This window comes from Rhizobium sp. R711 (assembly GCF_002211365.1).
In the GTDB taxonomy this organism is placed as follows: Bacteria; Pseudomonadota; Alphaproteobacteria; order Rhizobiales; family Rhizobiaceae; genus Rhizobium.
Map to the genome: position 1 here is coordinate 79,194 of NZ_LOKZ01000005.1, position 25,206 is coordinate 104,399.

Here is a 25,206-nt window from a genome sequence, read left to right on the forward strand (position 1 = left end):
CCGCAATTCCGCCCGCGATTGCGCCGAGACGTTGACTTCCAAGCCGTTCTCGGCTCTCACAATAGCGAGCAGCATCTTCCGACCGGGGTTAAAATGACGAAGCCGATCGTCGCCGTTCCTGCCGATATCCGTACCTTCGACGGTGCCACATGGCACGCCGTTCAGCATCAATACGTCCGCGCCGCCCTGAACGCCGCCGGCGTCATGGCCTTCATCATTCCGGCCTTTGAAGAGGGGTACGGAACGGACGCTATCCTCGACCGCGTCGACGGCGTTCTCGTCTCCGGTTCGGCCAGCAACGTCCATCCGTCTTATTACGGTGCTGCTGCGACCGACGGAGACGGCCCCTTCGACATCGCGCGTGACGCCACCACCCTGCCGCTGATCCGCCGCGCCATTGACCGCGCGATTCCGCTGCTCGCAATCTGCCGCGGCATTCAGGAGCTCAACGTCGCGCTAGGCGGCACGCTCGCGAGCGAGATCCAGAACCAGCCTGGAATATGGGATCACCGCACGCCGGCCGAGGTTGACCGCGACGGCAAGTATGCGATCCGCCAGAGTGTCTTCGTCAAGGAAGGCTCCTGCATCGCAGGCATCATCGGCCCCGGCGAGATCAGGGTGAACTCGCTCCACCGTCAGGCAATCGCCAAGACGGCGCCGCGCTTGCAAGTGGAGGCGGCCGCCGAGGACGGCACGATCGAAGCCGTGTCCGTGATCGATGCTCCAGCCTTTGCGGTCGGGGTTCAATGGCATCCGGAATACTGGGCCGAAACCGACAAGCCGTCGAACCAGATCTTCACGGCCTTCGGTGATGCGGTCAGAGACTACGCGGCAAGCAAGCTCTCCAAGGCGGGAGAGAAGACTCCCGCCTGATTCAATGTGCCATGGCATAAGCTATCTTGGTGGTTTCTATCGAATGACCATGAATGCTGACGGTGATAAAATTAGCTGGCTTGCTCAAGAGGCTGCTGCGTCGGCTGGGCGTGCCGTGATTGAACAATGGGGCGCGTTGCGTGATCATGTCCGTTTCAAGGGCAAGAGCGATATCGTCACCGCCGCAGACATACTCTCGGATGACATTGTCGCCGCCTGCATCAAAGCAAAGTTCCCGTCCCATCGCATTCTCTCCGAGGAGGACACCGGCAACCACGGATTCGACTATTCTGGCCCTTTGTGGATTGTCGACCCAATTGACGGAACAGCAAACTACGCCAGGGGGCATCCTTATTTTGGCATTTCCGTTGCTTTCGCAGTTGATGGCGTTGTTCTAGCCGGTTGCGTCCATGCTCCTGCATTGGGTGAGACGTTCACCGCCGTAAAAGGTCGAGGTGCGTTCTTGAATGGAAACCGAATTCGAACCTCATCACCTGTCAGCTTGGCTCGCGCAGTAGTGAGCACTGGCTTTCCGCACGAGAAGAACAACATGGAACCGCTCGTGAAACGAGTACATGTGCTTCTGCAAAAATGCCAAGACATCAGGCGAAGCGCGTCGCCGGTCCTTGATATTGCCTACGTCGCCGCCGGGCGATTGGATGCACATACCGAAACCCTGTTCCCGTGGGACGTCGCCGCTGCTGGCCTTATTGCGAATGAAGCCGGCGCCAGCCGCTGCAACCTTGGAGGCGCACCTACGAACACTCCCGCCGACCTATGCGGAAGCGAAGTCGTCTTCTCAGCGCCCACGATCCATCATGAACTTCGAGAGTGTCTTCAACTGGCCATCTGACTTGAAATTGCAGTTGCCTTTCGGACTGCTACCTCACGACCGCGTCATCCAGCAACTCAAGACGGCAAGGGTTTGCCCGCCTGCTCGCTGGCCATGTACTCCGCATACCAGGTGGGCCAGTCATCATCGTGCTTGCCGATGCGCTTTTCATGCTCTCCATGGGCGGCCGCCGCCCGGCGCAAAGCTGCCTCGAGATCCGTCGATGACGCGAACATCGTTTCGTCGGCGTCTATGCGCCCAGGCAGTCGCGTCGTGACTTCCTGGAACAGCCAGCCATTGCCATCCGGATCGCTGAATGAAGCAAACGAGCCGTAGCTGCGACGGCCCGGATGCGGTCCACTCAATCGGGCACTCTGGCCGGCGTGATGGAACACGCCGCCAGCATCATGGAACACCTCACTCACGTCTATCCCACGCTTCACAAACTCGGCGCGAGCCGCCTCCACGTCGGCGACGATAAGATGGAGACCTTGCGCCGTGCCGGGCACGGCGGCCGTCACATTCTTGCCGAAGATGACAGAACACGGCGACCCCGGAGGCGTGAATTGAATGACTCGGAAATCGTCACCCGTGACGACGTCGGCATCGAGCCGCCAACCGAGATTGCCGTAAAATTGCTTGGCACGGTCAACGTCCGAGACTGGGACGACGATGACTTCAAGCTTCATGTCGGCCGTCCGCATGGCCGGGGTCCTGACCGCAGTCTCGCTCTGCACGGAAGTATTGCCCATGTTCAGCTCCTTTGGATACTTTGAGATTGGCAATAAGACCTGGTGAGTGCATCACAGCGGCCGCAGGCAGTCGAATCAATTTGCGAAAGCTACCCCCGCATGGCCCATCGCAGGCCGACGGTGACCGCCAGACCGAGCAGTGGCCATATCGCCCATAACACCCCGTGCCATGTCAGCAGGTTGATGATCACGATGCCGATACCAATGACGGCCAATCCGGCAATACGCTGGTCAAAGCGGCTCTGGTTGCGGACCCAGGCCATCGCCGCGACGAAGGCAAGGCCGAGGAGCGGCCAGACGGCCCAGAACTCGCCCTGCCAAGTCAGAAGATTGATCACCACCAACGCGATCGCGACAACCGCGAACACGCCGCCAATCTTCCGCGCTCTCGGAGCAAAGGGGCGTTCCGGCGCGGGCGTCGCAGCCGCCGGCAACGGACGAGCCAGTGGCGTGGCCGTTGTGGACACATCGTCTCCAATTCGCACGGCATAGCTCGGCACCGCCTCGCTGACGTTCTTCACCGTCAGTGGCCCGAGAAAATCGAAGCCGACGGCGACCTTGTTGCGGACCTGATCATAGACCGTGTTGGAGATCACGATGCCGCCGGCGGGCGCAGAAGCCTGAAGCCTGGCGGCAATGTTGACGCCATCGCCATAGATGTCGTCACCCTCGGCGATGACATCGCCGAGATTGATGCCGATCCGATAGAGCATATGTCCCTCCGCCGGCCGGGCTGAGTTCATACCAACGAGCTCGTTCTGGACGTCAATGGCAGCACGCACCGCTTCGACGACGCTCGGAAACTCGGCAATCAGGCCGTCGCCCCAGGTATTGATCACCCGACCGCCATGAGCGCCGATCAGGCGCGACATCGCATCGCGCGACCATTTCAGCATGGCGAGGGTGCCCTCCTCGTCGGCGCCCATCAGCCGCGTGTAGTCCTGAACATCGGCAGAGAAGATGGTTGTCAGCTTGCGTCGCATTTCATTCATCGTATTGCGATCCACCGCAGGTTTGGCAGACGGTCCGCCGGTAGCAGCCATCTGACGAAGAGATTTCCTCATTCGAAAGTTCTGCAATAGCTGACCGCACTTTTCAACGCGGGACGCGAACGACGTCTTGCACGCTTCGGGCAAGGAAATGCGCGCGCCTCTCTGCCGGTCGCAAGGCAAATCCGAATGTGTATCGCCGGCAGTGAGATCATGGAACCGCCACCTCGCCGGAACGTTTCTTGCTCACATCGGGCGCTACCAGCATCCCGCTGGCACTACCGAACCGGAGGTAATCATGAAAACGCTGATCGTCTCCATGGGCCTGTTGGCTGCAACCGCCTTCTCGGCTTTTGCGGCGGAACCCGCCAAAATGGTCGATACCAAAATGGGTAAGATCCTGGCGGACGCCAAAGGCATGACGCTCTACACGTTCGACAAGGACGCCATGGGCAAATCAAACTGCGACGCGGCCTGCCTGAAGAAATGGCCCGCCTTCCACGCTGCCGCCAAGGCCAAGGCCGAAGGCGAATGGTCACTCATCAAGGCAGCCGACGGCAAGGAGATGTGGGCTTACGAAGGTAAGCCGCTTTACACGTTCGCTGGAGACAAAAAGCCCGGCGATATGACCGGCGATGGCGTCGGCGGCGTCTGGCATGTCGCCAAGTAGCCAAGCGCACCAGAGCCTTCAGGTCGAATTGAAAGGCTCTAAACTTGGGATGAGGGCGATGATCCGTCCGCGTGCGCGCCTCATCCCGGTCCGACATCGAGACGATCAGCCCTTCGCTGGCGTTTCAGGGACAGGTGTCAGTGCCCTGCCCTTCCCGAACCACTCCATGAGGTTGTCGACGACCAGATCCGCCATGGCATTGCGGGTCGGCACCGAGCCAGATGCGAGGTGCGGCAAAAGCACGGCGTTCGGCAGATCGAGCAGCGAAGGCGGCACATCAGGCTCGTCGTAGAAGACGTCGAGGCCGGCAGCACCGATCGTTCCGGACTTCAGGGCCTGAGCAAGTGCATCCTCGTCGACCGTCCAACCACGCCCGACATTGATGAAAACGCCTTCAGGGCCAAGCGCGGAGAGGATTTCAGCATTGATCGTCTTGTGGGTCTGCGGGGTTTTGGGGACGATGGAAATCAGAGTGTCGACGGCCCCGGCGAGATCCTTCAGCGACGGATAGTAACCGTACGGGGCATCCGGGTGGCGCGTGCGCGTGTGATAGCTGATCCTGACCTTGAACGGCTCCAGGCGCTTGGCGATCTCTTGGCCGATGCGGCCAAGGCCATAGATCCCGACATGCCGCCCCTTCAAGGAGAAACGCGACAGCGGATAGTTCTGTCCAGGCTTCCAGTAGCCGGCACGCAGCCAGTTTTCGGCGCGCGGGAGTTCACGGATCACATTCAGCAACAGCCCGATCGCGGTATCGGCGACCTCATCGTTCAGCACATCCGGCGTGTTCGTAACGATCACACCCTTCGTGGCCGCGTGCCTGGCATCGACGCCGTCATAACCGACACCAAAGCTCGAAATAAGCTCGAGATTCGCAAGCCTGTCGATCGCAGCCGCATCGAACGTGCCCGAGACGGCGACACCGCGAATCTTGCCAGCAGCCTCCGCGTCAAGCGTCGAGGGATCGGCTTCGATAACGTCGAAGCTCTCCTTCAGGCGCGTCAGGACGCGTTCGTGTATCTTCCCGGGAACGAGAATGGCAATGCGGGACATGGCAATTCCTCTTGGCTGTTTACGGGCGCGGGCGGTAGGGGCTCGTCGACTGGCGGATGCGCATCTCGGGTTTGATGAGATGGATGCCGTCGGGCTCGTGGCTGCCGGCCAGTCGATCGAGAAGCGCGCGGGCAGCAAGACGTCCGACTTCCGCCTGGCCGTTCCAGACGGTCGTCAGCGCCGGCATCGATATCGACGCTTCCTCGAGATCGTCATAGCCGGTGACGGAAATATCCTTGCCTGGAACGAGACCGGCGCGGGCGATGCCGTTCATCAGGCCGATCGCGACGAGGTCGTTCCAGCAGACGGCGGCCGTCGGCTTTTGCGGCAGCGACAGGAAATGCACCGCCGCCTCGAAGCCGCCCTGCATCGAGCGGGGGCCGGGAATGCGCAGACCCGGATCGACATCGATGCCGGCCTTGCGCAGCGCGTTGACATAGCCCTGATAACGATCGCGCCCGGTCGAGGTTTGGTCGGTACCGCCGATCATGGCGATCGAGCGATGGCCAAGGCCGATCAAATGGTTGGTCGCGAGCGAAATGCCGTAGCTGTCATCGCCGCGGTAGGTCGGAAGGTCCAAGCCATCCAACGAGCGGGCAACCAGGATCGCCGGCATGCCGTTGTCTTCAGCGAGTTGCATATCCTCGGGCGGCGTACCGATTGCCGGCGACATGATGACCCCGTCGCCACCGAGCTGCAGCAGCGTTTCGATGAAGGTGCGCTGCTTTTCGACGGAGTCGTAATGGTTCGACAGAATGAAGGTATGCCGGCTGCGATCGAGCTCGCTTTCGATCGCCTTCAGGATTTCGCCGTAGAACGGGTTCATGATGTCGTGCACGACGACGCCGATGATGCCGGAGCGGGACGTCCGCAGGCTGGCGGCGCGGCGGTTGTAGATATAACCGAGCGCCCGCGCCTGTTCCTTGATTTTGTCTCGGGTGGCGCCAGCCACGAGCGGGCTGTCACGTAAGGCAAGAGATACGGTTGCTGTGGAAATGCCGAGCGTTTCGGCGATCGTCGAAAGCTTTATCTTTTGAGCCACGTGTCCTCCCCAGGCAACGCGCGGTTTTTCATGCGCCCCGACCACTTGAAGAGTCCGGCGTTATTAAAATGTTTAATTAAAAGATTAAACGCAACGAGGCAATTCGTAATTTTACAAAACCGTCAGATTTCCTCAGGCTCTTCGAGAGGAATAGCAGCAGACTGCAAGTTGCCATCGATTGCCTTCAACAGACGGACAAGATTGCGGATTTCCTTCTCGGAGAATTCCTGGGTAGCCATACTGTCGCAGGCAGAGGACGCCATTTCAATTGCCTTGACGCTGCCGCGGCCAAGTTCGGTCAGATAGACCTTGGTCAGGCGGGCATCCTCGGCATCCGCCTTGCGTTCGAGGAAGCCTTGCGCCTCCATGCGGCCGATCGTGCGCGTCATTGTTGGCGCCTTGACGCCGAGCCTCTGCGCCAGCCCGCCTGCCGTCATCCCGTCGGTTTCAGCAAGAAGAAGAATCACGCCGTCCTGGCCGGCATAGAGGCCGCTTTCGAGCAGGTTGCGAGACAGGACGGTGCGCATCGAGCGGGCCGCCTGCGTCAAAGCCGGCGAAAGATCGACAACTGTGTATTCGGTCTGATCCTTTTTCTTGGACTTCTGCTTCTTTCCGTCCTTGTGCTTCTTCCCCATCGCTATTCCTTTGACTTTGCCGCGTTGCGCATCCTTCACCCTGCAAGGGAGCCGGAACATTCATAACCATCTCCCCTAAATCGATTTCGGTTTAAGGGCTTATGCGATAAGCATTGAGAACGCTGCGTTATGACATTGCGCATCATCTCGTCATAAACAAGAGGTCTTAGCCGGATGAACGCGCCTTCTCGCGACTTCGAACACAACGATCCGAACCTTGCCCCGTCAGAGCGCAGCCGATGGATCGCTGTTCTATCGCTGGGCGCCCACGAGCAGCACGGACCTCACCTGCCCTTCGACACCGATGCATTGATTGCAGCCGGCATTGTTGCTCGGCTCAAGGCCGCTATTCCCGCCGCGTTACCGGTCACGTTTCTGCCGACGGAAAACGTCGGCTATTCGGTCGAGCATGTGGACGCGAAGGGCACGCGAACACTGACATATGGCGAGGCTATCGAACGCTGGCTCGGCATTGCCCGAAAGCTCTCGGAGATGGGTATTCGCAAATTCGTGATGCTGAACGCCCATGGCGGCAACTCGCCGCTGATGACGATTGTCGCGACGGAGGCCCGCGTCCGGTTCAACATGCTTGCCGTCGCCACCAGCTGGACGCGCTTCGGCGTCCCCGCCGATGTCATCTCGCCCGAGGCGAAGGCGATCGATATCCACGGCGGCGATATCGAGACTTCGGTGATGCTGGCGCTTCACCCTGATCAGGTCGACATGACCAGGGCTGCAGACTTCCCCTCCCGCCAGTCCGATTTTGCCGCCCGCTTCAAGCATCTGCGCGCCTACGGCCCGCACGCCTTCGGATGGAAGATGTCGGATCTCAGCGCATCCGGCGTCGCAGGCAACGCCTCGCTGGCAACAGCGGAGAAAGGCGAGGCTCTGATTGCGCATTCGGTAAAAGGGCTGGTCGAACTGCTGCAGGACGTCGATGCATTCGACGCAGCGGAGCTTGATTGAAACGATCCCCGTCGCGATGTGATCTTATAACATACAAAACCCTTTGAACTGCCGCTCGCAACTCCTTATATGTGACCGACGAATTTTCAGCCCCGCCCCCGGGCGTGCCATCTCTCGAGGTTCTGATGACCGACGCGATCTCCACCCAGCAGAAGCCAATCCCCGTTACCGTTCTCACCGGCTACCTCGGCGCCGGCAAGACGACCTTGCTCAACCGTATTCTGTCGGAGAACCATGGCAAGAAATATGCGGTCATCGTCAACGAGTTCGGCGAGATCGGCATCGACAACGATCTCATCGTCGAATCCGACGAAGAAATCTACGAAATGAACAACGGCTGTGTCTGTTGCACCGTGCGCGGCGACCTGATCCGCGTCGTCGAAGGCCTGATGCGCCGCCCCGGCCGTTTTGACGGCATCATCGTTGAAACGACCGGCCTTGCCGATCCGGTGCCGGTCGCCCAGACCTTCTTCATGGATGACGACGTTCGCGCCAAGACGGAACTCGACGCCGTCGTTGCTCTGGTGGACGCCAAGCACCTGCCGCTGCGTCTGAAGGACAGCCGCGAGGCCGAAGACCAGATCGCCTTTGCCGACGTCGTCCTGATCAACAAGACGGACCTCGTGACGCCCGAAGAGCTGGCGCAGATCGAAGACATCGTCCACGCCATCAACCCCTCGGCCCGTGTCTACAAGACCAGCCGCTCGGGCGTCGATCTTGCGCGTGTTCTCGATCAGGGCGCCTTCAATCTCGAGCGCGCGCTGGAGAACGATCCGCACTTCCTCGATCATGACCACGACGATCACGTCTGCGGCCCGGATTGCAATCACGACCACCATCATCACCACGCGCATGATCACGACCACGATCATGACCATCACCACCATGATCACGACCATGACCACCATCATCATGGCGCCATGTCGCCGATCCATGACGTGACAGTGCAGTCGGTCTCGCTGCGCGGCGGCGAGATGAACCCGGAACGCTTCTTTCCCTGGATCCAGAAGATCACCCAGACGCAGGGCCCGAACATCCTGCGCCTCAAGGGTATCGTTGCCTTCAAGGACGATCCCGAACGCTACGTCGTTCAGGGTGTCCACATGATCGTCGAAGGCGATCATCAGCGTCCGTGGAAGGACGGCGAGAAGCACGAAACCCGCCTCGTCTTCATTGGCCGTGAACTCGACCGCGAAAAGCTCGAAGCCTCCTTCAAGGCGTGCGAGGCGGCAGCCTGATGCCGACAGTTGCCCCGTTTGATCTCGACGGCCATATCCTGGCCGTCGAATTTTTAGGTGACATCCCCTTCTTCGCCAATGCCGCCGGCACCTTCCACCGCCTCGATGGTGGCGAGAAGGTAACCGAAGCCCATCAGGGCATGCTGACCTGCATCCGCGACCCCTATAGCGAAAGCCTGATTTCCGGTGGTGAGGACGGCAAGGTGCTGCGCATCGCAGCCGATGCCGGGCTGACCGAGCTTGCCAACGCGCCGCGCAAGTGGATTTCCCAACTTGCCGCCGGCCCGCAGGGCGCCGTCGCCTACTCCTACGGCAAGAGCGCCTTCGTGCGCCTCGCCGATGGAACGACCAAGGAATTTATCGAAGAGCGCACCATCGAAGGTCTCGCCTTCGCGCCCAAGGGCATGCGCATTGCCGCAGCGCGCTATAACGGCGTGTCGCTGCATTGGGTCGGCACGACCGCCAAGCCGGTCGACCTCGAATGGAAGGGCGCCCACACCGGCGTCACCTTCTCGCCTGACGGCAACTTCCTCGTGACCACGATGCAGGAGAATGCGCTGCACGGCTGGAAGCTCGACAGCAAGGCCGGCGCCGACACCCGCCACATGCGGATGACCGGCTACCCTGCCAAGGTGAAGTCTCTCTCCTGGTCGGCGAAGGGCAAGTGGCTTGCCTCCTCTGGTGCGCCGGCTGCGATCGTCTGGCCATTCCAGGGCAAGGACGGGCCGATGGGCAAGGCGCCGCTCGAGCTCGGCACCCGCGCCAACATCATGGCGACATCGGTGAAGTTCCACCCGGCCGAAGACATCCTGGCGATCGGCTTCATCGACGGCATGATCCTCGCGGTCCGCATTGCCGACAGCAAGGAAGCGTTGCTGCGGCGCCCCGGCAAGGGAGCGATCACCTCGATGAGCTGGAGCAAGAACGGCAAGCTGCTGGCCTTCGCTTCCGAAACCGGCGATTGCGGCGTCGTCGATATCGCGGCCTAGGCAGCTGGGAAGTGCGGCCACAGTTACCGCGCTCTGATGGGCGAGAAAACAAGACGCCGCGAGATCAGCGACGTCTTCGCCCCTTCTGGAGGGTTGCTGTCTCAGCCGCAAGCAGCTCAGGCAGCCTGCTCACCCGTCGACGCTTCGACGCGATCCCGGCCGCGACGCTTGGAGGCATACAGCGCCTCGTCCGCCTTCCCCAGAAGCTGCTCGAAATCGTTCTCGCGGGAAGTGGCGACGCCGATACTGAGGGTCGGGAAGACCGCGAGCCCCGGCACCTGCCCAACGGCAAATGAGAACGCCAGCCTTATGCTTTCGGCGGCCTGCACCGCCTCGGCATCGGCCATGTCCTTCAGAACGGCCACGAACTCGTCACCGCCCTGGCGGGACAGCAGATCGCTGGGCCGCAGGACGCTCTGCGCCACGCGGGCGAAGAGCCGCAATATGTCGTCGCCCACCACGTGGCCGTGCTGATCATTCAACTGCTTGAAATTGTCGATATCGATGGCGAGCAACGCAAGCGACTGCGGCCGCTTGAATGGCAGGTGCTGGGCCAGGCCGCTCCGATTGAGCGCGCCGGTCAGCGGATCGCGATGCGCCAGATCGATGAGCTTGCCGCTGTTGCGCTCGGCCGCCATCAACACAATCACGACGCTGCGTAGAGCGAAGAAGACCACCGCCGTGGCACCCATCCAGCCATGAACAACACTATCGCCGAAGGCGCCCGGTCCGGCGATCTGGCCTGATACCGCAAGCAGGCTGCGGGCCAGGAAGATCGCCGCGGTAGGCGCATAGAGCCAGGCAAGCAGCCCGGCCGAGAACAGCTTCTCGCGCCGGTGAATGGCGGCGCCTTCCCGCAGGATCGCAAGATCACAGAGGCAGCATACGATTGAAACATAGAAGATGCGGGCTGATACCGTGGCAGGATCGACCGTGAAAAGCAGAACGGGCAAGCTGACGCCGGCAATGGCAAGCGCGCAGTAGCGTTTGTCGACAGGCCGCTCCGCAAAGACGCGAACGGAAAAGAATGTAAGGAGGTAGCCGGCGATCGTCACGACGTTGCCAACGTCAAGGGAGACGAAGGGGGGAACGAGATTCCGCAGCGAAACGCACAAGGAACCGATGCCGATCAGCAGATTGCTGATGCCCCACCATGCCGGCCAGCGTCCAAAGCGGCCCGTCGAATATGCCGCGAGATGCACGCTGCCGAGGACGAGGCATGTCATGGCCGAAACGACATAGATCGTTCTCAGGTCCAGCATCATTTCCAGCACTCTCCAACCAAGGGCCGGAGCACCTTATAGCAGCGCTGTTGAATTTTGATTTTACAGCTCGCTCGTTTTTTAACGATGTACGAAATCGATTCGTCCGGCCGCCGTCTTGCCGCCGCGCTGCCAGCCCAAGGCGCCGCGCGAAGCGGTGCTTCGTGACGTTTTCTCTCGATGGGAGCGGGCAGGCGATTGGGTAGTGGAGTAGGATGTCAGGCTGCATCGCCTGCCCGATCGCGTCAGGCTTGTCGGCGTTTTGAGATCGGCAGGAGCGTCTCCCGACCCCAATTTCCCGATAGATCATCAACCCTGACGGCATCCGACCTAGCCCTGGCAACCGTCATCGAGCGCCGAAACATGAACGGAAGGCGGACCGGTTCATGAACCGGCTCCCTGCCCGATGACGAGGAGATCATAGGGCGACCTCACGCCAGTGAGGAAAACTCCTGCCCAAACTTTCATTTATATGATTGAAATAATTGCATATTCACGAGAACAAACCAGGAATTTCGTCCTCTTCGGGGCGAAACTCAGGTGTTGCTAAAATATCATTAATTTTTGCTCTCACAGTTTTTTGTTCATCTGGCGTTCAGAAAACTCTTTGGAAAGCCACTTTTTGAGCCCACATTGAACTCCTGAGAATAGGAGTGCGTGAATGATTCTAAGGGCCACTGCCGCAGCGACTATATTCGCGGTTTATGCTTTCACGATGTTCTTCATCGCCGCTATACCTGAAAATGTCGTTCAGACTGCCGGAACTCAATTGGTCGACAAAAGCGTCGTCAAATAATTGAAGCCTGAGGGGGCAAGCAGTCATAAAAGTCTAGGCTAAACGTTCGTCCGGTCTTCCGGCGCCTTCTAGGCTTGATTTCCGAAAAACGGAAAAACAAAAGGCCCCTCCCCGTCGGGGAGAGGCCTCGCCGATCACGCCGCCCTGCGGATCGGGGCACTTGCCAGCATTCGTCCCGAGGGCACGATCATGCCGGCCGCGCCGTCAAGCCAGCCTTCAATGAGTTCCAGCGCCAGGAAGCGCGAGCGTTCGAAAGGACCCGGCATGACAAGATGCTGAGCCTTCTCGGCGAAAAAGCCGAAACGCTCATAGTAAGGGGCATCGCCGACAAGCAGGATGGCGCCGTGCCCGCGGTTCTTGGCCTCCAGAATGGCGGCGCGCATCAGCGCTGAACCCACGCCCTTACCCTCGAAGCTGCAATCGACCGCCAGCGGACCAAGCAGCAGCGCGTTGATCGGCGTGCCTTCGGCGTTAACGCCGGCCTCGACGTTCCAAAGGCGCACAGTGCCGATGACATGGCCGTCACGATCGCGCGCAACCAGCGCCAGGCCCTCTGCCGGAACACGGCCACGGCGAATCTTTTCAGACGACTTCTTGCGGCGGTTCGGCCCCATGGCGCGATCGAGCAGATTTTCGCGAGCCACGACGTCGCCGGGGTTCTCGGTGTCAATGGTGAAGACAGAAGGCGCAAAATATGCGCGGACAGAATCAAGAACAGCGGCCATTTTGGCCTCCCGTACCCAAAACCGTTATAAGCGGCGATTGATATGAATTGTGAAGGTGCCGCCCCGGCTGGCTACGGGGCTGGCAATCTTAGATAACGTAGGCCTTCAGCGGCTCGAAGCCGTTGAACGCCACCGCCGAATAGGTGGTCGTGTAGGCGCCGGTGCCTTCGATCAGGATCTCGTCGCCGATCGAAAGGGTAAGCGGCAGCGGATAGAGATTCTTTTCATACAGCACGTCTGCCGAGTCGCAGGTCGGGCCGGCAATCACGCAGGGCTCCATTTCGTCGCCGTCGCGCTCCGTGCGGATCGGGTAACGAATGGCTTCATCCATCGTTTCAGCGAGACCGCCGAACTTGCCGATGTCGAGGAACACCCAGCGAGCGGCATCGTTGTCCGACTTCTTCGAAATCAGCACGACTTCCGTCTTGATGACGCCGGCGTTGCCGACCATGCCGCGGCCCGGCTCGATGATCGTCTTCGGCAGGTTGTTGCCGAAGTGATCACGAAGGCTCTGGTAGATCGCACGGCCGTAAGCTTCCGCCGACGGAACGTCGCGCAGGTACTTGGTCGGGAAGCCTCCGCCCATATTGACCATCTGCAGATGGATGCCCTGCTTGGCCAGCTGTACGAAGACGCGCTTGGCATCGGCGAGAGCCGAGTCCCAGGCATCGACCTTGGTCATCTGCGAACCGACGTGGAACGATACGCCGTAGGATTCGAGGCCGAGCTGGTGCGCGTAGACGAGAACGTCGACGGCCATCTGCGGAACGCAGCCGAACTTACGCGACAGCGGCCATTCGGCGCCTTCGCCATCCGTCAGAACGCGGCAGAATACGCGGGCGCCGGGAGCGGCACGCGAGATCTTCTCGACTTCCTCGTGGCTGTCGACCGCGAAAAGGCTGACGCCGAGCGCATGCGCGCGGGCAACGTCGCGTTCCTTCTTGATCGTGTTGCCGTAGGAGATACGGGCAGCTGTCGCACCGGCGTTGAGCGCCATTTCGATTTCAGCGACAGACGCGCAATCGAAGTTGGAGCCCATGTTGGCGAGCAGCTTCAGGACCTCGGGAGCCGGGTTTGCCTTGACGGCGTAATAGATCGCGCTGTCCGGCATCGCATGCCGGAAGGCGTTGAAATTATCGCGCACGACGTCGAGGTCGACCACGAGGCAGGGACCGTCGGGACGTCGGGTTGCGAGAAAGTCGCGGATGCGCTGGGTGGTCATATCGATTCCCTCTTCCAATTCCAGAGCTCCGGGAAAACCGGAGGACAAAGGGCAATCAATCGCCCGCATAGGAACCAGCCGGTGGAGACCCCGGAACCTTAGCAAGCGCTTGATAGCGCGAATGATGAATCAACGCCGCGAAAGCGACATGGATCCGGCTTTGTCTGCCATGGATTGGAGGGGGATTCCCAACCGCACTTCCGGCAATGAAGGTGTGCCTCTTCAGTAACCCCCGCTGATGGAAAGCAGGGAGAGAACAAAAAGGCCCGCACCGTCGTTGCTTCAGGCGTCCTCGCATTTTCCGGTTGGCCGGAATAGCGACTGGAGGGGTTAATTCCAGGTACCTTACCGATTTCCTCACCAATTCGAGGGTTCGGCGGACACCCATGGGCACGTGCGACTTTGGGCTGATCACGAGATAGGAATATTCGCCGTCATAATCAAGCGGTTTTTCGCATCTCCCGGCAGAAAATATTTGAACAATACACCGCAATTTGTTCAACGTGGCGAAACGGCCCGCAACCGACTGATTTGAAATGCGGTTCGGCGCTTTTTTTGGGAGGTCATCATGGACACACTCACCCGCATCCGCGCCTTCATCGATGTCGTTGAAGCGGAAGGCTTTTCGGCCGCGGCGCGGCGCACTGGCCGTTCCAAGGCGCTGCTTTCCAAATATGTACGCGAATTGGAGGACGAACTCGGCGCTCTGCTGCTCAATCGGACGACCCGCCAATTCTCCATGACCGAGGCCGGCCATACCTACTATCGCACCGCCTCCGATATCCTGAAGGAGATCGACAACCTCGCCGATCTCGTGCGCGAGAATAACGCGCAATTGAAGGGACGGCTGAAGATTTCGGTGCCACGCACCTTTGTCGATGCCGATGTCGGCCAGTCCCTGATCGATTTCGCCAGGGAGAACCCCGATCTCGCGCTCGAGATCGCCGCGGATGACCGATTCGTCGACCTCATCGAGGAAGGCTTCGACGTTGCCATCCGCGTGACCAAGCTCGAGGACTCCGGTATGATCGCCCGCAAGATCTCGGATTTCCGCGTCCATCTTTGCGCAACGCCCGACTTCGTGGAGCGCCATCCTGATCTCGCCCATCCGTCGGACCTGTCGAACATCCCCTTCATCGTCGACACCAATTCCCGCAGCCAGGGCAGCATCCGCTTCTACAATCCGGACAACACCTCATTCGCCGTTGCCGTCACTGGCCCCATGGAGGTCAACAGCCCGCATGCAACGCTGCGTGCGGCACTTGCCGGCATCGGCGTTGCGCTGATACCCGATTTCATCGCCCGCAAGCCGATCGAGAGCGGCGAACTGGTGACGCTGTTTAACGATTACATTCCGACCGATCGCGGCATCTATGCTGTCTACCCGCACCGGCGCTATCTGCCGGCCAAGGTGCGCATCTTCGTCGACTATCTTCACAATTGGTTCAAGAAGCATTCCTGACCGCTTGCCTTGGGGGACCGGTCCCAATTCCGTCCCATTTACTGGCAAGGAATCAAATGAATTTGGGATCCCGCAATAAGAGCACGCATGAAGAAATCGACATTCCTGATGGCGTCGTTCCTGTCGCTTCTGCCAGCCGCCGCCTTTGCGCATCCGCATGTATTCGTTGAGGCAAGGCTCGAGGTGGTCGCCGACGATGACGGCAATGTTGCCGAACTGCGGAACGTCTGGCGTTTCGACGAGGTCTTCTCGTCATCCGTCGTGATGGATTTCGACAAGAATACCGACCTGAAGCTCGATCCGAACGAACTGGCCGAGGTCGGCAAGACCGTGCGGGATTCGCTCGTCGACTACGACTACTACATGAACCTCACGATGAACGGTAAGAACATCAAGGTCGAGAAGCCCGATCTGATCCATGTCGACTACAAGCAGGGCCAGCTTCTAATGTTCTTCGCCGTCAAGCCGGCGGAAAAGATGCCGCTCAAGGGCCGCATGACCTTCGGCGTCTACGACCCGACGCTCTATACTTCGATCGATTTTCCGAGCGACAACGAACTGGTCCTTGTCGGAGAAGGCTTCAAAAGCTGCAAGCACCAGGTCGTCCGTCCCGATGCCGATCAGGTGATCGCCGAAAACAAGCAGTCCTTGACCGACGCCTTCTTCAACGACCCGACGGGGACGAACATGTCGAAGCTCTTCGCGACGCGGCTAGACGTATCATGCTGAAGCACGGGCTTCGGCCGATTGCGCTCGGTGTGGCGCTCATGCTCGTCGCGGGCATGGCCGCTGCGCACGCACAGTCGCCGCTCGGCATCGGCACCTCAGAGCCGAGCTTCCAGCCGACGGGCGGGCCGCTTGCTCCCCTCCTCCTCTATGTGAACGCGCAACAGCAGGCTTTCTATCGCGCGCTGACAGGCGCGCTGCGCGCCATGCGGGAGGATTCCTGGCATCTCTGGACGCTGATCGGCCTATCCTTCGCCTACGGCGTCTTCCATGCCGCAGGCCCCGGACATGGCAAGGCCGTCATCTCCTCCTACATGATAGCCAATGAAATCGAGCTCCGGCGCGGCGTATCAATCTCTTTCGTCTCCGCCTTTCTCCAGGGAGTGGTCGCAATCGCACTGGTCGGCGGAGCATGGCTGGTGCTGCGCGGCACCGGAATAACGCTGACGGCAGCGACGCGGGCGATGGAGATTGCCAGCTTCATCATGGTCATCCTCTTCGGGTGCTGGCTGCTGTTTCGCAAGCTGCGAGCAATCATCCCAGGCATGCCACGCGGCGAAGTCATGGCAACCTCCTCGGGGCCTGTCAGCATGATGCTGGACTGGAAGGACAATGAGGAACAAAAGCAAGGCTCAGGCTACGCTTTCGGCGAAGCGGACGCACTCAAAGCTGGGCACAAATTCATCGCGGGCATGGCCTGCGAAACCTGCGGCCAATCGCACATGCCCGATCCGTCCTTGCTCGGTGCAGAAAGGTTCAACATTCGCGAAGCCTGGTCCGCCATCATTGCCGTTGGCCTGCGCCCCTGCTCGGGCGCGTTGCTGGTGATGACCTTCTCGCTTCTGAACGGCCTCTATCTCGGCGGCGTCCTGTCGGTAATCGCGATGTCGTTCGGCACCGCCATAGCGGTCGCGATCCTGGCAACGCTCGCCGTCACTGCCAAGGGCACGGCCATGCGGCTCGCCGGCCGAGGCTCTGCCGCCTCGATCTGGATCGGGAATACGATCGAAATTCTGGGCGCCCTGCTGGTAATTGCCATGGGCGCGCTGCTGCTCGGCGCTTCGCTGCAGGGCTAGCCGACCGCCCGCTACGCTACTTGCCACGCCGGCGCTGATATCGCGCTCTCAGCCAAAAGACGACGAAAAAAGCGAGGATCAGGCAGGCGCCCACACCAGCCGCCAGATACGGCGAATAGCTGCCGAGTCCGAGAACGATGGTCGGCATGAAATAGAGCACAAGGCCGGCAGCCACGAGGATGATAGCCGCGGCGATCGCCTGCGAATGGCCTTCCGATTTCGGAGCCGTCATGCGGCCGATTCCTTACTCAGCTCGGCGCGAATATCCTCAAGCCGGCGCTTCTGCTTGCCGTCCGCGTCAAAATTGCCGGGAGACAGCCAGGCCTCGAACGCCGCGTTCAGGACGGGCCATTCGGAATCGATCATCGAGAACCACGCCGTATCGCGGTTGCGACCCTTGGAGATCATGTGCTGGCGGAACACGCCTTCGAACGTGAAGCCGTAGCGTGCCGCCGTCGTCTTGCTCGCCTCGTTCAGATTGTCACATTTCCACTCATAGCGCCGGTATCCAAGCACCTCGAAAATATGCTTGGCCATAAGGTAGTGAGCTTCCGTGGAGAGCGGTGAGCGCTTCATGTCAGGACCGTGCGCAACGCCGCCCACTTCGATCACGCCGTTGGCCGGATCGGCCCGCATATAGTTCGCCATGCCGACGATCTTACCGGTGTTGTTGTCACGGAAGATATGGGTCAGCCAGCCCGACTTGGCGTAAACCGAATGAAGCCAGTTGGAGAAATCCTCGATGCCGGCGAAATCGGGCTGCGAGAAATAGCGCAGCAGAGGGTTGATCGCCACGCCGCCAAGTCCGTCCCACAACGCTTGCAGATGCTGCTCGCGTACATAAGGTTCGACGGTGACAAAACGGCCCTTGAGGGTTACCGGCTGTGGCGCCGGGCAGCCCTTGAAATTCGATAGATCGCGCATGCGCTCCTCCAGATAAGGAGACATGGCTTAGGCCAGCCGCCCGTGAAAGGCAACTGGCCGCTTGTTACCCTTACAAACCAACCTTGGCGGAATTTACCGTCGCCTCGATGTGATCGACCAGCGCGTCAGGAAGGCCAAGGCGACCGGCCAGCAGGTCGAGGTAGCCGCGCTCGGCGCGCGAATCCGGCTCGATGGTCAGGCGCGAGGCGGTATAGAGCTCCACCCGCTGCTCCTCGGTCACGGCGGCTGCGACCAGCGCGTCGATATCCGTCGGCTGCGACAACTCGCGTTCGATGAAGAAGGCGGCTTCACCACTGACATCCGCCGCCTTGATCTTGTCGAGAATGAGCGCACGTTCGCCGTCGTCGATATGACCGTCGGCCTTTGCCGCCGCGATCATGGCGCGAATGAGAACGAGGACGAATTCGTTGCTCTGAGCCGGCGAAGTCACGCCGAATCCAGAGTCGGGGGGCGGCGGCAGTACAGCCGTCTTCGGCGGCGGCGCATCGGACGGCGTCGCTGGTTCCTGCCCTGCCTGGTAGTTCTTGTAGGCCTGGTAGCCGAGACCCGCAATCGCGGCGAGGCCGCCGATGGTCAAAGCATTGCCGGCAATGCTGCGGCCGGTCTTGGTTCCGAGAAGCACGGTTGCGAGCGCGCCAGCTTTCCACGGATTGTCCTTGGCCATCTGGATCGCGTCGCCCGCCCGGTCCTTGACCGAACCGCCGACAACCGGCACCTGCGAACCCAAGAACTGCTCAAGAAGCTTTTTCGCGTCGAACATTCCTCATCATCTCCCTATCTAGAGGCCAGAGGGGAGATAGGTACTGACGCCGGAAATACAAATGCAGGCGGAACCTCCGCCCGCATCACGCGTGGGTTTGTCCCGAAATCATGCCTTCAGGGCCGCCGCTTCCGACGCCAGCTTGGTGATGCCGGCCCAATCGCCAGCGGCGATCAGCTCCTTCGGCGCGACCCAGGAGCCGCCGACGCAGATGACGTTCGGCAGCGACAGGTATTCCATCGCGTTCTTCAACGAGATACCACCCGTTGGGCAGAAGACGGTGCCTGATAGCGGCGAGGATAGCGCCTTGAGATAGGCGGCGCCGCCGGCCTGTTCCGCCGGGAAAAACTTCAGAACCTGATAGCCTTCCTCGCGCAGCGCCATGACTTCGCTTGCGGTCGCCGCGCCCGGCAGCAACGGCACCGACGACTTGCGCGCCGCATCGAGCAGTTCCTGCGTTGCGCCCGGGCTAACGATGAACTTCGAGCCGGCAGCAACCGCGGCATCCCAATGCGCGGCGTTGAGGATGGTGCCGGCACCGACCTCGGCGCCTTCGACCTCGTCGGCAACGGCGCGGACGGCATCGAGGGCCGCGGGCGTGCGCATGGTGATCTCGATGGCCTTCAGGCCGCCGGCGACAAGAGCACGCGCCAGCAAAACGGCGGACTTCACGTCATCGACGATCAGAACCGGTACGACAGGCTGAAGTTTCAGGATGGAAAGGAGCTTTTCTGTCTTTTCGCCCATGGCCGCGTGATCCTTATGAAACGATTGAATTCGGGACCCGAAATACCTCCAAGGGTACGCCTTGTCGAGACCAAACCCATCTTTGGAATAGAATGGGTACACATCGCCGTAAAATTAGGCTAGCGTAATAAAATTGTCACAAAAGGTCCCCGGTAATGGCGAAAGAGATCGAGCGGAAGTTTCTAGTACGCAACGACGGCTGGCGCTCCGGCGCCGAGACGAAATCCATTTTAAAACAAGGCTATATCGCTTCGATGGACGACCGGTCCGTCCGCGTGCGCGTGCTCGACAATGCGAAGGCACGGCTGACGATCAAGATCGGCCGCAGCACGATGACCCGTGAAGAGTTCGAATACGACATTCCGGTCGCCGACGCCGATCAGTTGCTCGATGACGCAATCGGCGTCGTTATCGAGAAGACCCGCTATCGCGTCCCGCATGAAGGCTTCATCTGGGAAGTGGATGTCTTTGCCGGCCAGCACCGCGGCCTGGTGATCGCCGAAGTGGAGATGCGCTCGGAAAACGACAAGCCTGCGCTCCCCTCCTGGCTCGGGCGCGAGGTGACGGGCGATTTCCGCTACTCCAACCAGGCGCTGGCCACAGAATTCGAGCACGATCGGCATGCCCTTTCGTATACGGCCTGACCGCAGCTTCACTGCAGAATTCCGGAAAGCCGTGGGCGGACAGCTTCGCGATGCGATTCACACGCTCGAAAAGATGCCCGATGGCAAGCACGAAGCGATCCACGACTTTCGCAAGAACCTGAAACGTGTCCGCTCCCTTTATCGCCTCGTTGCCGGGGAGATACCGGAGTTTCAGGACCAGGAAAACACGCGCCTTCGGGAAGTTGCGCAATCGCTTTCAGCAATCCGAGACGCCGCCGCTCTGATCGAGACCGCCGCGCATCTCAAGGCGCGAGCACGAAATGCTGAGGAAAAGAAGGCGATCGGCCGCATCATCGAGGCATTGAAGGCCCGCCGCGATCACATGGCCGAAGCCGAGGCGACAATCGACCAGAAGCTGACGAAGGTACCGGACCATCTCAAAGCGGCGGCAGCGGCTGTCGAGGACGTACATTTCAACGGCGGCCCGCAGCGGCATGCCCGGCTGGTCGCCAAGGGCTGGCGCAAGACAGCCCTCAAGGCAAGAGAAGCAATTGCCCAATGCCGGAACGGCGGGTCGGCAGAAGCCTTCCATACCTTGCGCAAGCGCGCCCAGGACTACCGGGCCTATCACGCCGCGCTCAGGCCGCTTTGGCCGGCCGCCATGGATGCCAAATACGAGGTAACGAGCAGTCTGGTCGATCTGCTCGGCCGCATCCACGATCTCGACGTGCTTTGCGAACTCGTGGAGGCCGAGCCACGGCATTTCAGCAATGCCGACGACCTGGCCCATCTACTCGACGCCGTCATTTTCCACCAGCAGGAAGGCCGACAGGCAGCCTTGGAGCGCGCCGAGGAAGTATTCGCCGATGATCCGCGGGAGGAAGCAGACCGGATCGAATTGCTCTGGCAGGCGCAGGTGAGCTGAATCGTCCCAATTGCGCAGACGGCCCGAAACCTGTATTTGCAGCCGCATGACAGACACGCTGACACAACCGCCGTCTGCGACGAGCCCCTTCCTCGTTGCGGCTCTCTACCATTTCGTTTCCGTCCCGCGCTTCGAAAGCCTGCGCGAGCCGCTGCAGACGCTTTGCGAAGAAAACGGCGTGAAGGGCACGCTGCTTCTGGCGCATGAAGGCATCAACGGCACGATCGCTGGCCCGGATGCAGGCATCAAGACGGTGCTCGCCTATTTGCGCGCCCAGCCGGAATTTACCGCGCTTGAGCACAAGGAAAGCCGCGCATCGAAGATGCCTTTCCTGCGAATGAAGGTGAGGCTCAAGAAAGAGATCGTCACCATGGGCGTCGAGAACATCGACCCCAACAAGGTGGTCGGCACCTATGTCGCTCCGCAGGACTGGAACGCGCTGATCTCCGATCCCGATACAATCGTCATCGACACGCGCAACGATTACGAGACGGCGATCGGCATCTTCCGCGGTGCTGTCGACCCGAACACGAAGACCTTTCGCGAATTCCCGGACTGGGTGCGCAACAATACCGGCCTGCACAACAAGCCGAAGATCGCCATGTACTGCACCGGCGGCATCCGCTGCGAGAAGGCCACCGCCTTCATGAAGGAGCAGGGCTTTGAGGAGGTCTATCACCTCAAGGGCGGCATCCTGAAATATCTCGAAGAGATCCCGCAGGAAGAAAGCCTCTGGGATGGTGCCTGTTTCGTTTTCGACGAACGTGTCTCGGTCGAACACGGCCTCAAGGAAGGCGAGCACAAGCTCTGCCACGCCTGCCGCAATCCGATCACCGCCGAGGAGATCACCTCACCCCACTACGAGGAAGGTGTCTCCTGCAGCAACTGCTACCACACGCGCAGCGAAGACGACCGTCTGCGCTACCGCCAGCGGCAGCACCAGATCGCGCTCGCCAAGAAGCGCGGGCAGAAGCACATCGGAACCTGATTAGGCGGCGTTGGTGCGGCGCGTGGTGACCTTCGTTGCCCGCGCCTGCATCAACCGCTCGGTGATCTGATCGGCCGGCATCGGTCTGCCGAAGAAATAGCCCTGTAGGGTATCGCAGCCGAAGAGGCGCACGGCAATGGCCTGCTCCTCCGTCTCGATGCCCTCGGCCGTCACCGGAATGTCGAGCGAGCGGGCGAGTGCCACCGTTGCCTGCAGCATTTCGCGCTGACGGTCGCTTTCCAGAATGTCCATGACCAGCGAGCGGTCAATCTTGATGCGGTCGAAGCCAAACTGGCGCAAATAACCGATGGACGAGAAACCCGAGCCGAAGTCATCGAGCGCGACTTTGACGCCCAGCGCCTTCAACCGCTCGATCGCCTGCCGCGTGCGCTGCGGGTTCTGGATCATGTAACCCTCGGTGACCTCAAGCGTCACCCGTTTGGCCTCGATCTCCGTCTGCTTTAGGACATAGCGGACATAGTCGGCAAAGGCCGGGTTGCGGAATTGCCCCGGAGAGACGTTGACCGAGATACGCAGTTCCGGCCACTGCTTGGCGGTTTCGCAGGCCTTGCGCAGCACGAAAAGCCCGAGCGCTTCGATCAGTCCGCTGGTCTCCGCGATAGGAATGAAGACCTCAGGCGAGACCGGTCCGTGGCCCGGGCGGTTCCACCGCACCAATGCTTCGACGCCGGTCATTTCATGGGTCGCTGCATCGATCAGTGGCTGATAGGCGATCTGTAGGTCGCCGCCCTCGATCGCCATCCGCAAATCGAGTTCCAGCGCATTGCGCTCGCTGCGGTCGGCGTCCATCGCGGGATCGTAAAGCGTCATGCGCGCGCGACCGGCTTCCTTGGCCTTGTACATGGCAAGGTCGGCCCGGCGCACCAGCTCCTCGCGGTCAATCGTGCCGCCCTGCGACATGGCGATACCGATGCTCGCGCCGATCACGACGACACGCCGGCCGATCTCCAGCGGCTCCGCCAGGAAATCCAGTATCTGCTCGGCAAGCTGCAGGGCAACCGCGTGCTCGCTCTCGGAGACAAAGGCGATAGCGAACTCATCGCCGCCGATGCGCGCAAGGACGGCACCCTCGGGGATGAGCACGTCCAGGCCTGCGGCAACCGCCCGGATCAGTTGGTCGCCGGTGCCATGACCGTAAGCATCGTTGACTTCCTTGAAGCCATCGAGGTCGAGATAGAGGATAAGCACGTTGCGGCGCGTCTGCAGGGCTTCTGCAACGAAACCGTCGATCGCAGATCCCAACCCGTCGCGGTTCAACAAGCCGCTCAGCCGATCACGGTTTGCTTCCTCTCGGGCATTGATTTCTTCCGCCTTGAGGCGCCGCAACGCCAACCAGCCGATGATCAGCAACACGATGAAGAACAGGCCGACAAGGCCCAGTGCCTTGACGACCATTGGACGAACTTCGCCATAGCCAATATCGCCGGGAGCCCGCGACATCCAGGTGAGCTTGCCGAGGGTAATCGCCTGCGCGTCCGCGATCGTCACCGAATAGGGAGCCTCGAAGTTCGGAGCAACCAGTTTCAATCCGCTGATAACATAGGTTGCACCAAGCTCGGCGACCTTGTCGGCGCTCAGATGCCGCGCGAAAATGAGGTAGCGATGTTTTCCGGCCGGTACACCAAGCGCACCGGATTTCTCGCGGACGAGCGCTACGCCGACTGCCGCGATACCGGACTTGGTACCAACGAAGCCCGTTGCTTCCGGATTGTCCTGTGGCCTCGCGGCCTTTGCCTTGTTGAAAAGCGTCCAGAGCGATGGGGAGAAGAATTCGTCCAGTGAGCCGTCCATCGGCTTGCCTTCCCGATACGCCATGATCGGTTTCTTCTCATCATCGATCACGATCGCCATGTCGAAGAGGGAACTGTTGACGGACATTTCGCCGTAGTTGCTGATCGTCCAAGCCATACCATCGGCCGCATAGACGTTCACCGCGGCATCATCCCAGGCTGCGTAGTCGTTGAGCGTCGCGCCTAACTGCATCTCGAAGGTCTTCAGTGCGCCGGAAATGGTTTCCCGCGAACGCTCGTCATCCAGCACATTCGATCGGTCCGCAACGCGTTCAAGCGCGCTGAGCACCAGGACCGTGACAATCGCGACGACAATGGCAAAGGAAAAAAGCACGCCGGCGACGGTCGCATGACGACCGATGCCCGAAATTTTTCTGCTGCCTTCGAAAATTGCCCGCATTACTGCTCCCCGATCAAGGAAGTCTGCCAGCGAATGGTTCAAAAAACGGTTAAAGGGCGATACAATGATTAATCGTCTACGATTTGGCAAAAGCGCTCGAAACACGCACATGCTTGCACATATTGATCAATATTTTCAAAAGCTTGACAAACAAAACTAGGTCGCGGCTCGATTGATTGCAGCGCAGAATTTTACAAGCGCTGATACAAGAAGACCGCTTTCGACGTTCTCGGCGAGCACAACGGTCTGTATGTCCTCCGGTTTGCCGAGCAATGAGACTCGTAGAAGGGCCTCGTCGACAAGGCGTAGTGACATCGTCTTGAGCACTTCGGTCAACTGCTCTAGCGCGAAATCGCCGCGATGCGAGGCATGCGCGATCGTCACGGGCTTGAACGGCACTTCGTCGCGGGAGACCAACCAATCCAGCGCGTTCTTCAAGCCGCCGGGCAGACCATGGGCATATTCCGGACAGGCGACGATGATGCCGTCGCAGGCACGGATCTTTGCGGCAAACTCTTTGACGATGGCCGGTGTGTTCTCACCCTCGCGGTCCGGATTGAAGATCGGCAGATCGCCGATCAGTTCGCAGATCTCGATGGAGACACCCACCGGCGCATTGTCGCGCAGAGCTTCGAGCAGCCGGCGATTGGTCGACGCCTTTCGCTGGCTGCCGCAGAGCGCATAGAGGAAGAGCGGCTTTGCCATGCGCTCGGTTTA

The 25,206-nt window shown here is 60.4% G+C and carries 26 protein-coding genes; 12 read left to right on the forward strand and 14 right to left on the reverse strand.

Features of this window, described 5'->3' with window-relative positions:
• The first annotated feature begins 93 nt into the window (after nucleotides 1-93).
• Together ATY80_RS09125 and ATY80_RS09130 are read left to right on the forward strand one after the other, a co-directional pair.
• A complete protein-coding gene (locus ATY80_RS09125; RefSeq protein WP_088692223.1) occupies nucleotides 94-873 on the forward strand; it encodes a gamma-glutamyl-gamma-aminobutyrate hydrolase family protein in 780 nt (259 codons plus the stop codon).
• 43 nt (nucleotides 874-916) lie between these two features.
• Entirely contained in the window at nucleotides 917-1,726 is an 810-nt protein-coding gene (locus tag ATY80_RS09130; protein ID WP_189637113.1) for an inositol monophosphatase family protein, read from the forward strand.
• Nucleotides 1,727-1,782: 56 nt separating this feature from the next.
• Here ATY80_RS09130 and ATY80_RS09135 read toward each other — a convergent pair whose 3' ends face one another.
• A complete protein-coding gene (locus ATY80_RS09135) occupies nucleotides 1,783-2,457 on the reverse strand; it encodes a VOC family protein (protein WP_088692120.1) in 675 nt (224 codons plus the stop codon).
• Nucleotides 2,458-2,546: 89 nt separating this feature from the next.
• Nucleotides 2,547-3,449, reverse strand: coding sequence for an adenylate/guanylate cyclase domain-containing protein (locus ATY80_RS09140; RefSeq protein WP_088692224.1), 903 nt, complete (start codon nucleotides 3,447-3,449; stop codon nucleotides 2,547-2,549).
• 295 nt (nucleotides 3,450-3,744) lie between these two features.
• On the opposite strand from ATY80_RS09140, the gene ATY80_RS09145 reads away from it, so the two are divergent.
• Nucleotides 3,745-4,116 carry a hypothetical protein gene (locus ATY80_RS09145; RefSeq protein ID WP_088692121.1) on the forward strand — a complete coding sequence of 124 codons (372 nt, stop codon included), beginning with the start codon at nucleotides 3,745-3,747 and terminating at the stop codon, nucleotides 4,114-4,116.
• Nucleotides 4,117-4,221: 105 nt separating this feature from the next.
• Here the strand turns inward: ATY80_RS09145 and ATY80_RS09150 are convergent, their stop codons facing one another.
• From ATY80_RS09150 to ATY80_RS09160, 3 genes are all read right to left on the reverse strand, one after another.
• Nucleotides 4,222-5,169: a 2-hydroxyacid dehydrogenase gene (locus ATY80_RS09150; RefSeq protein WP_088692122.1), complete on the reverse strand. Its 948-nt coding sequence runs from the start codon at nucleotides 5,167-5,169 to the stop codon at nucleotides 4,222-4,224.
• 19 nt (nucleotides 5,170-5,188) lie between these two features.
• Complete coding sequence (locus ATY80_RS09155) at nucleotides 5,189-6,211, reverse strand: LacI family DNA-binding transcriptional regulator (protein ID WP_088692123.1); 1,023 nt, start codon at nucleotides 6,209-6,211, stop codon at nucleotides 5,189-5,191.
• A 122-nt stretch (nucleotides 6,212-6,333) separates the two neighbouring features.
• Nucleotides 6,334-6,906 (reverse strand): MarR family winged helix-turn-helix transcriptional regulator, encoded by a 573-nt coding sequence (locus tag ATY80_RS09160; RefSeq protein WP_189637114.1) that lies wholly within the window; start codon nucleotides 6,904-6,906, stop codon nucleotides 6,334-6,336.
• Between the two features lie 114 nt (nucleotides 6,907-7,020).
• Here ATY80_RS09160 and ATY80_RS09165 point away from each other — a divergent pair, with 114 nt between their 5' ends.
• From ATY80_RS09165 to ATY80_RS09175, 3 genes are all read left to right on the forward strand, one after another.
• On the forward strand, nucleotides 7,021-7,812 hold the full coding sequence (locus ATY80_RS09165) for a creatininase family protein (RefSeq protein WP_088692125.1): 792 nt from the start codon (nucleotides 7,021-7,023) through the stop codon (nucleotides 7,810-7,812).
• A 125-nt stretch (nucleotides 7,813-7,937) separates the two neighbouring features.
• Complete coding sequence (locus ATY80_RS09170) at nucleotides 7,938-9,050, forward strand: GTP-binding protein (RefSeq protein WP_088692126.1); 1,113 nt, start codon at nucleotides 7,938-7,940, stop codon at nucleotides 9,048-9,050.
• Nucleotides 9,050-10,039 (forward strand): WD40 repeat domain-containing protein, encoded by a 990-nt coding sequence (locus ATY80_RS09175; protein WP_088692225.1) that lies wholly within the window; start codon nucleotides 9,050-9,052, stop codon nucleotides 10,037-10,039. Before ATY80_RS09170 ends, ATY80_RS09175 begins: the two co-directional genes overlap by 1 nt.
• Nucleotides 10,040-10,155: 116 nt before the next feature.
• On the opposite strand, the gene ATY80_RS09180 is transcribed toward ATY80_RS09175, so the two are convergent.
• The 3 genes from ATY80_RS09180 to odc2 form a co-directional block, all read right to left on the reverse strand.
• Nucleotides 10,156-11,304: a GGDEF domain-containing protein gene (locus ATY80_RS09180; protein ID WP_088692127.1), complete on the reverse strand. Its 1,149-nt coding sequence runs from the start codon at nucleotides 11,302-11,304 to the stop codon at nucleotides 10,156-10,158.
• A gap of 927 nt (nucleotides 11,305-12,231) precedes the next feature.
• Entirely contained in the window at nucleotides 12,232-12,822 is a 591-nt protein-coding gene (locus tag ATY80_RS09185; RefSeq protein ID WP_088692128.1) for an N-acetyltransferase, read from the reverse strand.
• An 88-nt stretch (nucleotides 12,823-12,910) separates the two neighbouring features.
• Nucleotides 12,911-14,044: an ornithine/lysine decarboxylase gene (gene odc2, locus ATY80_RS09190; protein ID WP_088692129.1), complete on the reverse strand. Its 1,134-nt coding sequence runs from the start codon at nucleotides 14,042-14,044 to the stop codon at nucleotides 12,911-12,913.
• Nucleotides 14,045-14,612: 568 nt separating this feature from the next.
• On the opposite strand from odc2, the gene ATY80_RS09195 reads away from it, so the two are divergent.
• The 3 genes from ATY80_RS09195 to ATY80_RS09205 all read left to right on the forward strand — a co-directional run bounded on the left by ATY80_RS09195 (nucleotide 14,613) and on the right by ATY80_RS09205 (nucleotide 17,308).
• On the forward strand, nucleotides 14,613-15,506 hold the full coding sequence (locus ATY80_RS09195) for a LysR family transcriptional regulator (RefSeq protein WP_088692130.1): 894 nt from the start codon (nucleotides 14,613-14,615) through the stop codon (nucleotides 15,504-15,506).
• Nucleotides 15,507-15,593: 87 nt separating this feature from the next.
• On the forward strand, nucleotides 15,594-16,235 hold the full coding sequence (locus tag ATY80_RS09200) for a DUF1007 family protein (protein WP_088692131.1): 642 nt from the start codon (nucleotides 15,594-15,596) through the stop codon (nucleotides 16,233-16,235).
• A gap of 38 nt (nucleotides 16,236-16,273) precedes the next feature.
• Nucleotides 16,274-17,308 (forward strand): nickel/cobalt transporter, encoded by a 1,035-nt coding sequence (locus ATY80_RS09205; RefSeq protein ID WP_245306786.1) that lies wholly within the window; start codon nucleotides 16,274-16,276, stop codon nucleotides 17,306-17,308.
• A gap of 16 nt (nucleotides 17,309-17,324) precedes the next feature.
• On the opposite strand, the gene ATY80_RS09210 is transcribed toward ATY80_RS09205, so the two are convergent.
• The 4 genes from ATY80_RS09210 to ATY80_RS09225 all read right to left on the reverse strand — a co-directional run bounded on the left by ATY80_RS09210 (nucleotide 17,325) and on the right by ATY80_RS09225 (nucleotide 19,760).
• A complete protein-coding gene (locus ATY80_RS09210) occupies nucleotides 17,325-17,540 on the reverse strand; it encodes a hypothetical protein (protein ID WP_088692133.1) in 216 nt (71 codons plus the stop codon).
• Nucleotides 17,537-18,232 carry a GNAT family protein gene (locus ATY80_RS09215; RefSeq protein WP_088692134.1) on the reverse strand — a complete coding sequence of 232 codons (696 nt, stop codon included), beginning with the start codon at nucleotides 18,230-18,232 and terminating at the stop codon, nucleotides 17,537-17,539. Before ATY80_RS09215 ends, ATY80_RS09210 begins: the two co-directional genes overlap by 4 nt.
• Before the next feature lie 70 nt (nucleotides 18,233-18,302).
• Nucleotides 18,303-19,013 (reverse strand): tellurite resistance TerB family protein, encoded by a 711-nt coding sequence (locus ATY80_RS09220; protein WP_088692135.1) that lies wholly within the window; start codon nucleotides 19,011-19,013, stop codon nucleotides 18,303-18,305.
• A 108-nt stretch (nucleotides 19,014-19,121) separates the two neighbouring features.
• Entirely contained in the window at nucleotides 19,122-19,760 is a 639-nt protein-coding gene (locus ATY80_RS09225) for a 2-dehydro-3-deoxy-phosphogluconate aldolase (protein WP_088692136.1), read from the reverse strand.
• Nucleotides 19,761-19,915: 155 nt separating this feature from the next.
• On the opposite strand from ATY80_RS09225, the gene ATY80_RS09230 reads away from it, so the two are divergent.
• From ATY80_RS09230 to ATY80_RS09240, 3 genes are read left to right on the forward strand one after another with little or no spacing between them, the layout of a single operon-like run.
• Nucleotides 19,916-20,404: a CYTH domain-containing protein gene (locus tag ATY80_RS09230; RefSeq protein WP_088692137.1), complete on the forward strand. Its 489-nt coding sequence runs from the start codon at nucleotides 19,916-19,918 to the stop codon at nucleotides 20,402-20,404.
• A complete protein-coding gene (locus tag ATY80_RS09235; RefSeq protein WP_088692138.1) occupies nucleotides 20,382-21,290 on the forward strand; it encodes a CHAD domain-containing protein in 909 nt (302 codons plus the stop codon). The genes ATY80_RS09230 and ATY80_RS09235 overlap by 23 nt, the downstream gene beginning before the upstream one ends.
• Nucleotides 21,291-21,336: 46 nt before the next feature.
• Complete coding sequence (locus ATY80_RS09240) at nucleotides 21,337-22,278, forward strand: rhodanese-related sulfurtransferase (protein ID WP_088692139.1); 942 nt, start codon at nucleotides 21,337-21,339, stop codon at nucleotides 22,276-22,278.
• On the opposite strand, the gene ATY80_RS09245 is transcribed toward ATY80_RS09240, so the two are convergent.
• Together ATY80_RS09245 and ATY80_RS09250 are read right to left on the reverse strand one after the other, a co-directional pair.
• Nucleotides 22,279-24,489 carry an EAL domain-containing protein gene (locus tag ATY80_RS09245; protein ID WP_088692140.1) on the reverse strand — a complete coding sequence of 737 codons (2,211 nt, stop codon included), beginning with the start codon at nucleotides 24,487-24,489 and terminating at the stop codon, nucleotides 22,279-22,281.
• A 156-nt stretch (nucleotides 24,490-24,645) separates the two neighbouring features.
• Complete coding sequence (locus tag ATY80_RS09250) at nucleotides 24,646-25,194, reverse strand: NADPH-dependent FMN reductase (protein ID WP_088692141.1); 549 nt, start codon at nucleotides 25,192-25,194, stop codon at nucleotides 24,646-24,648.
• Between the last annotated feature and the right edge of the window lie 12 nt (nucleotides 25,195-25,206).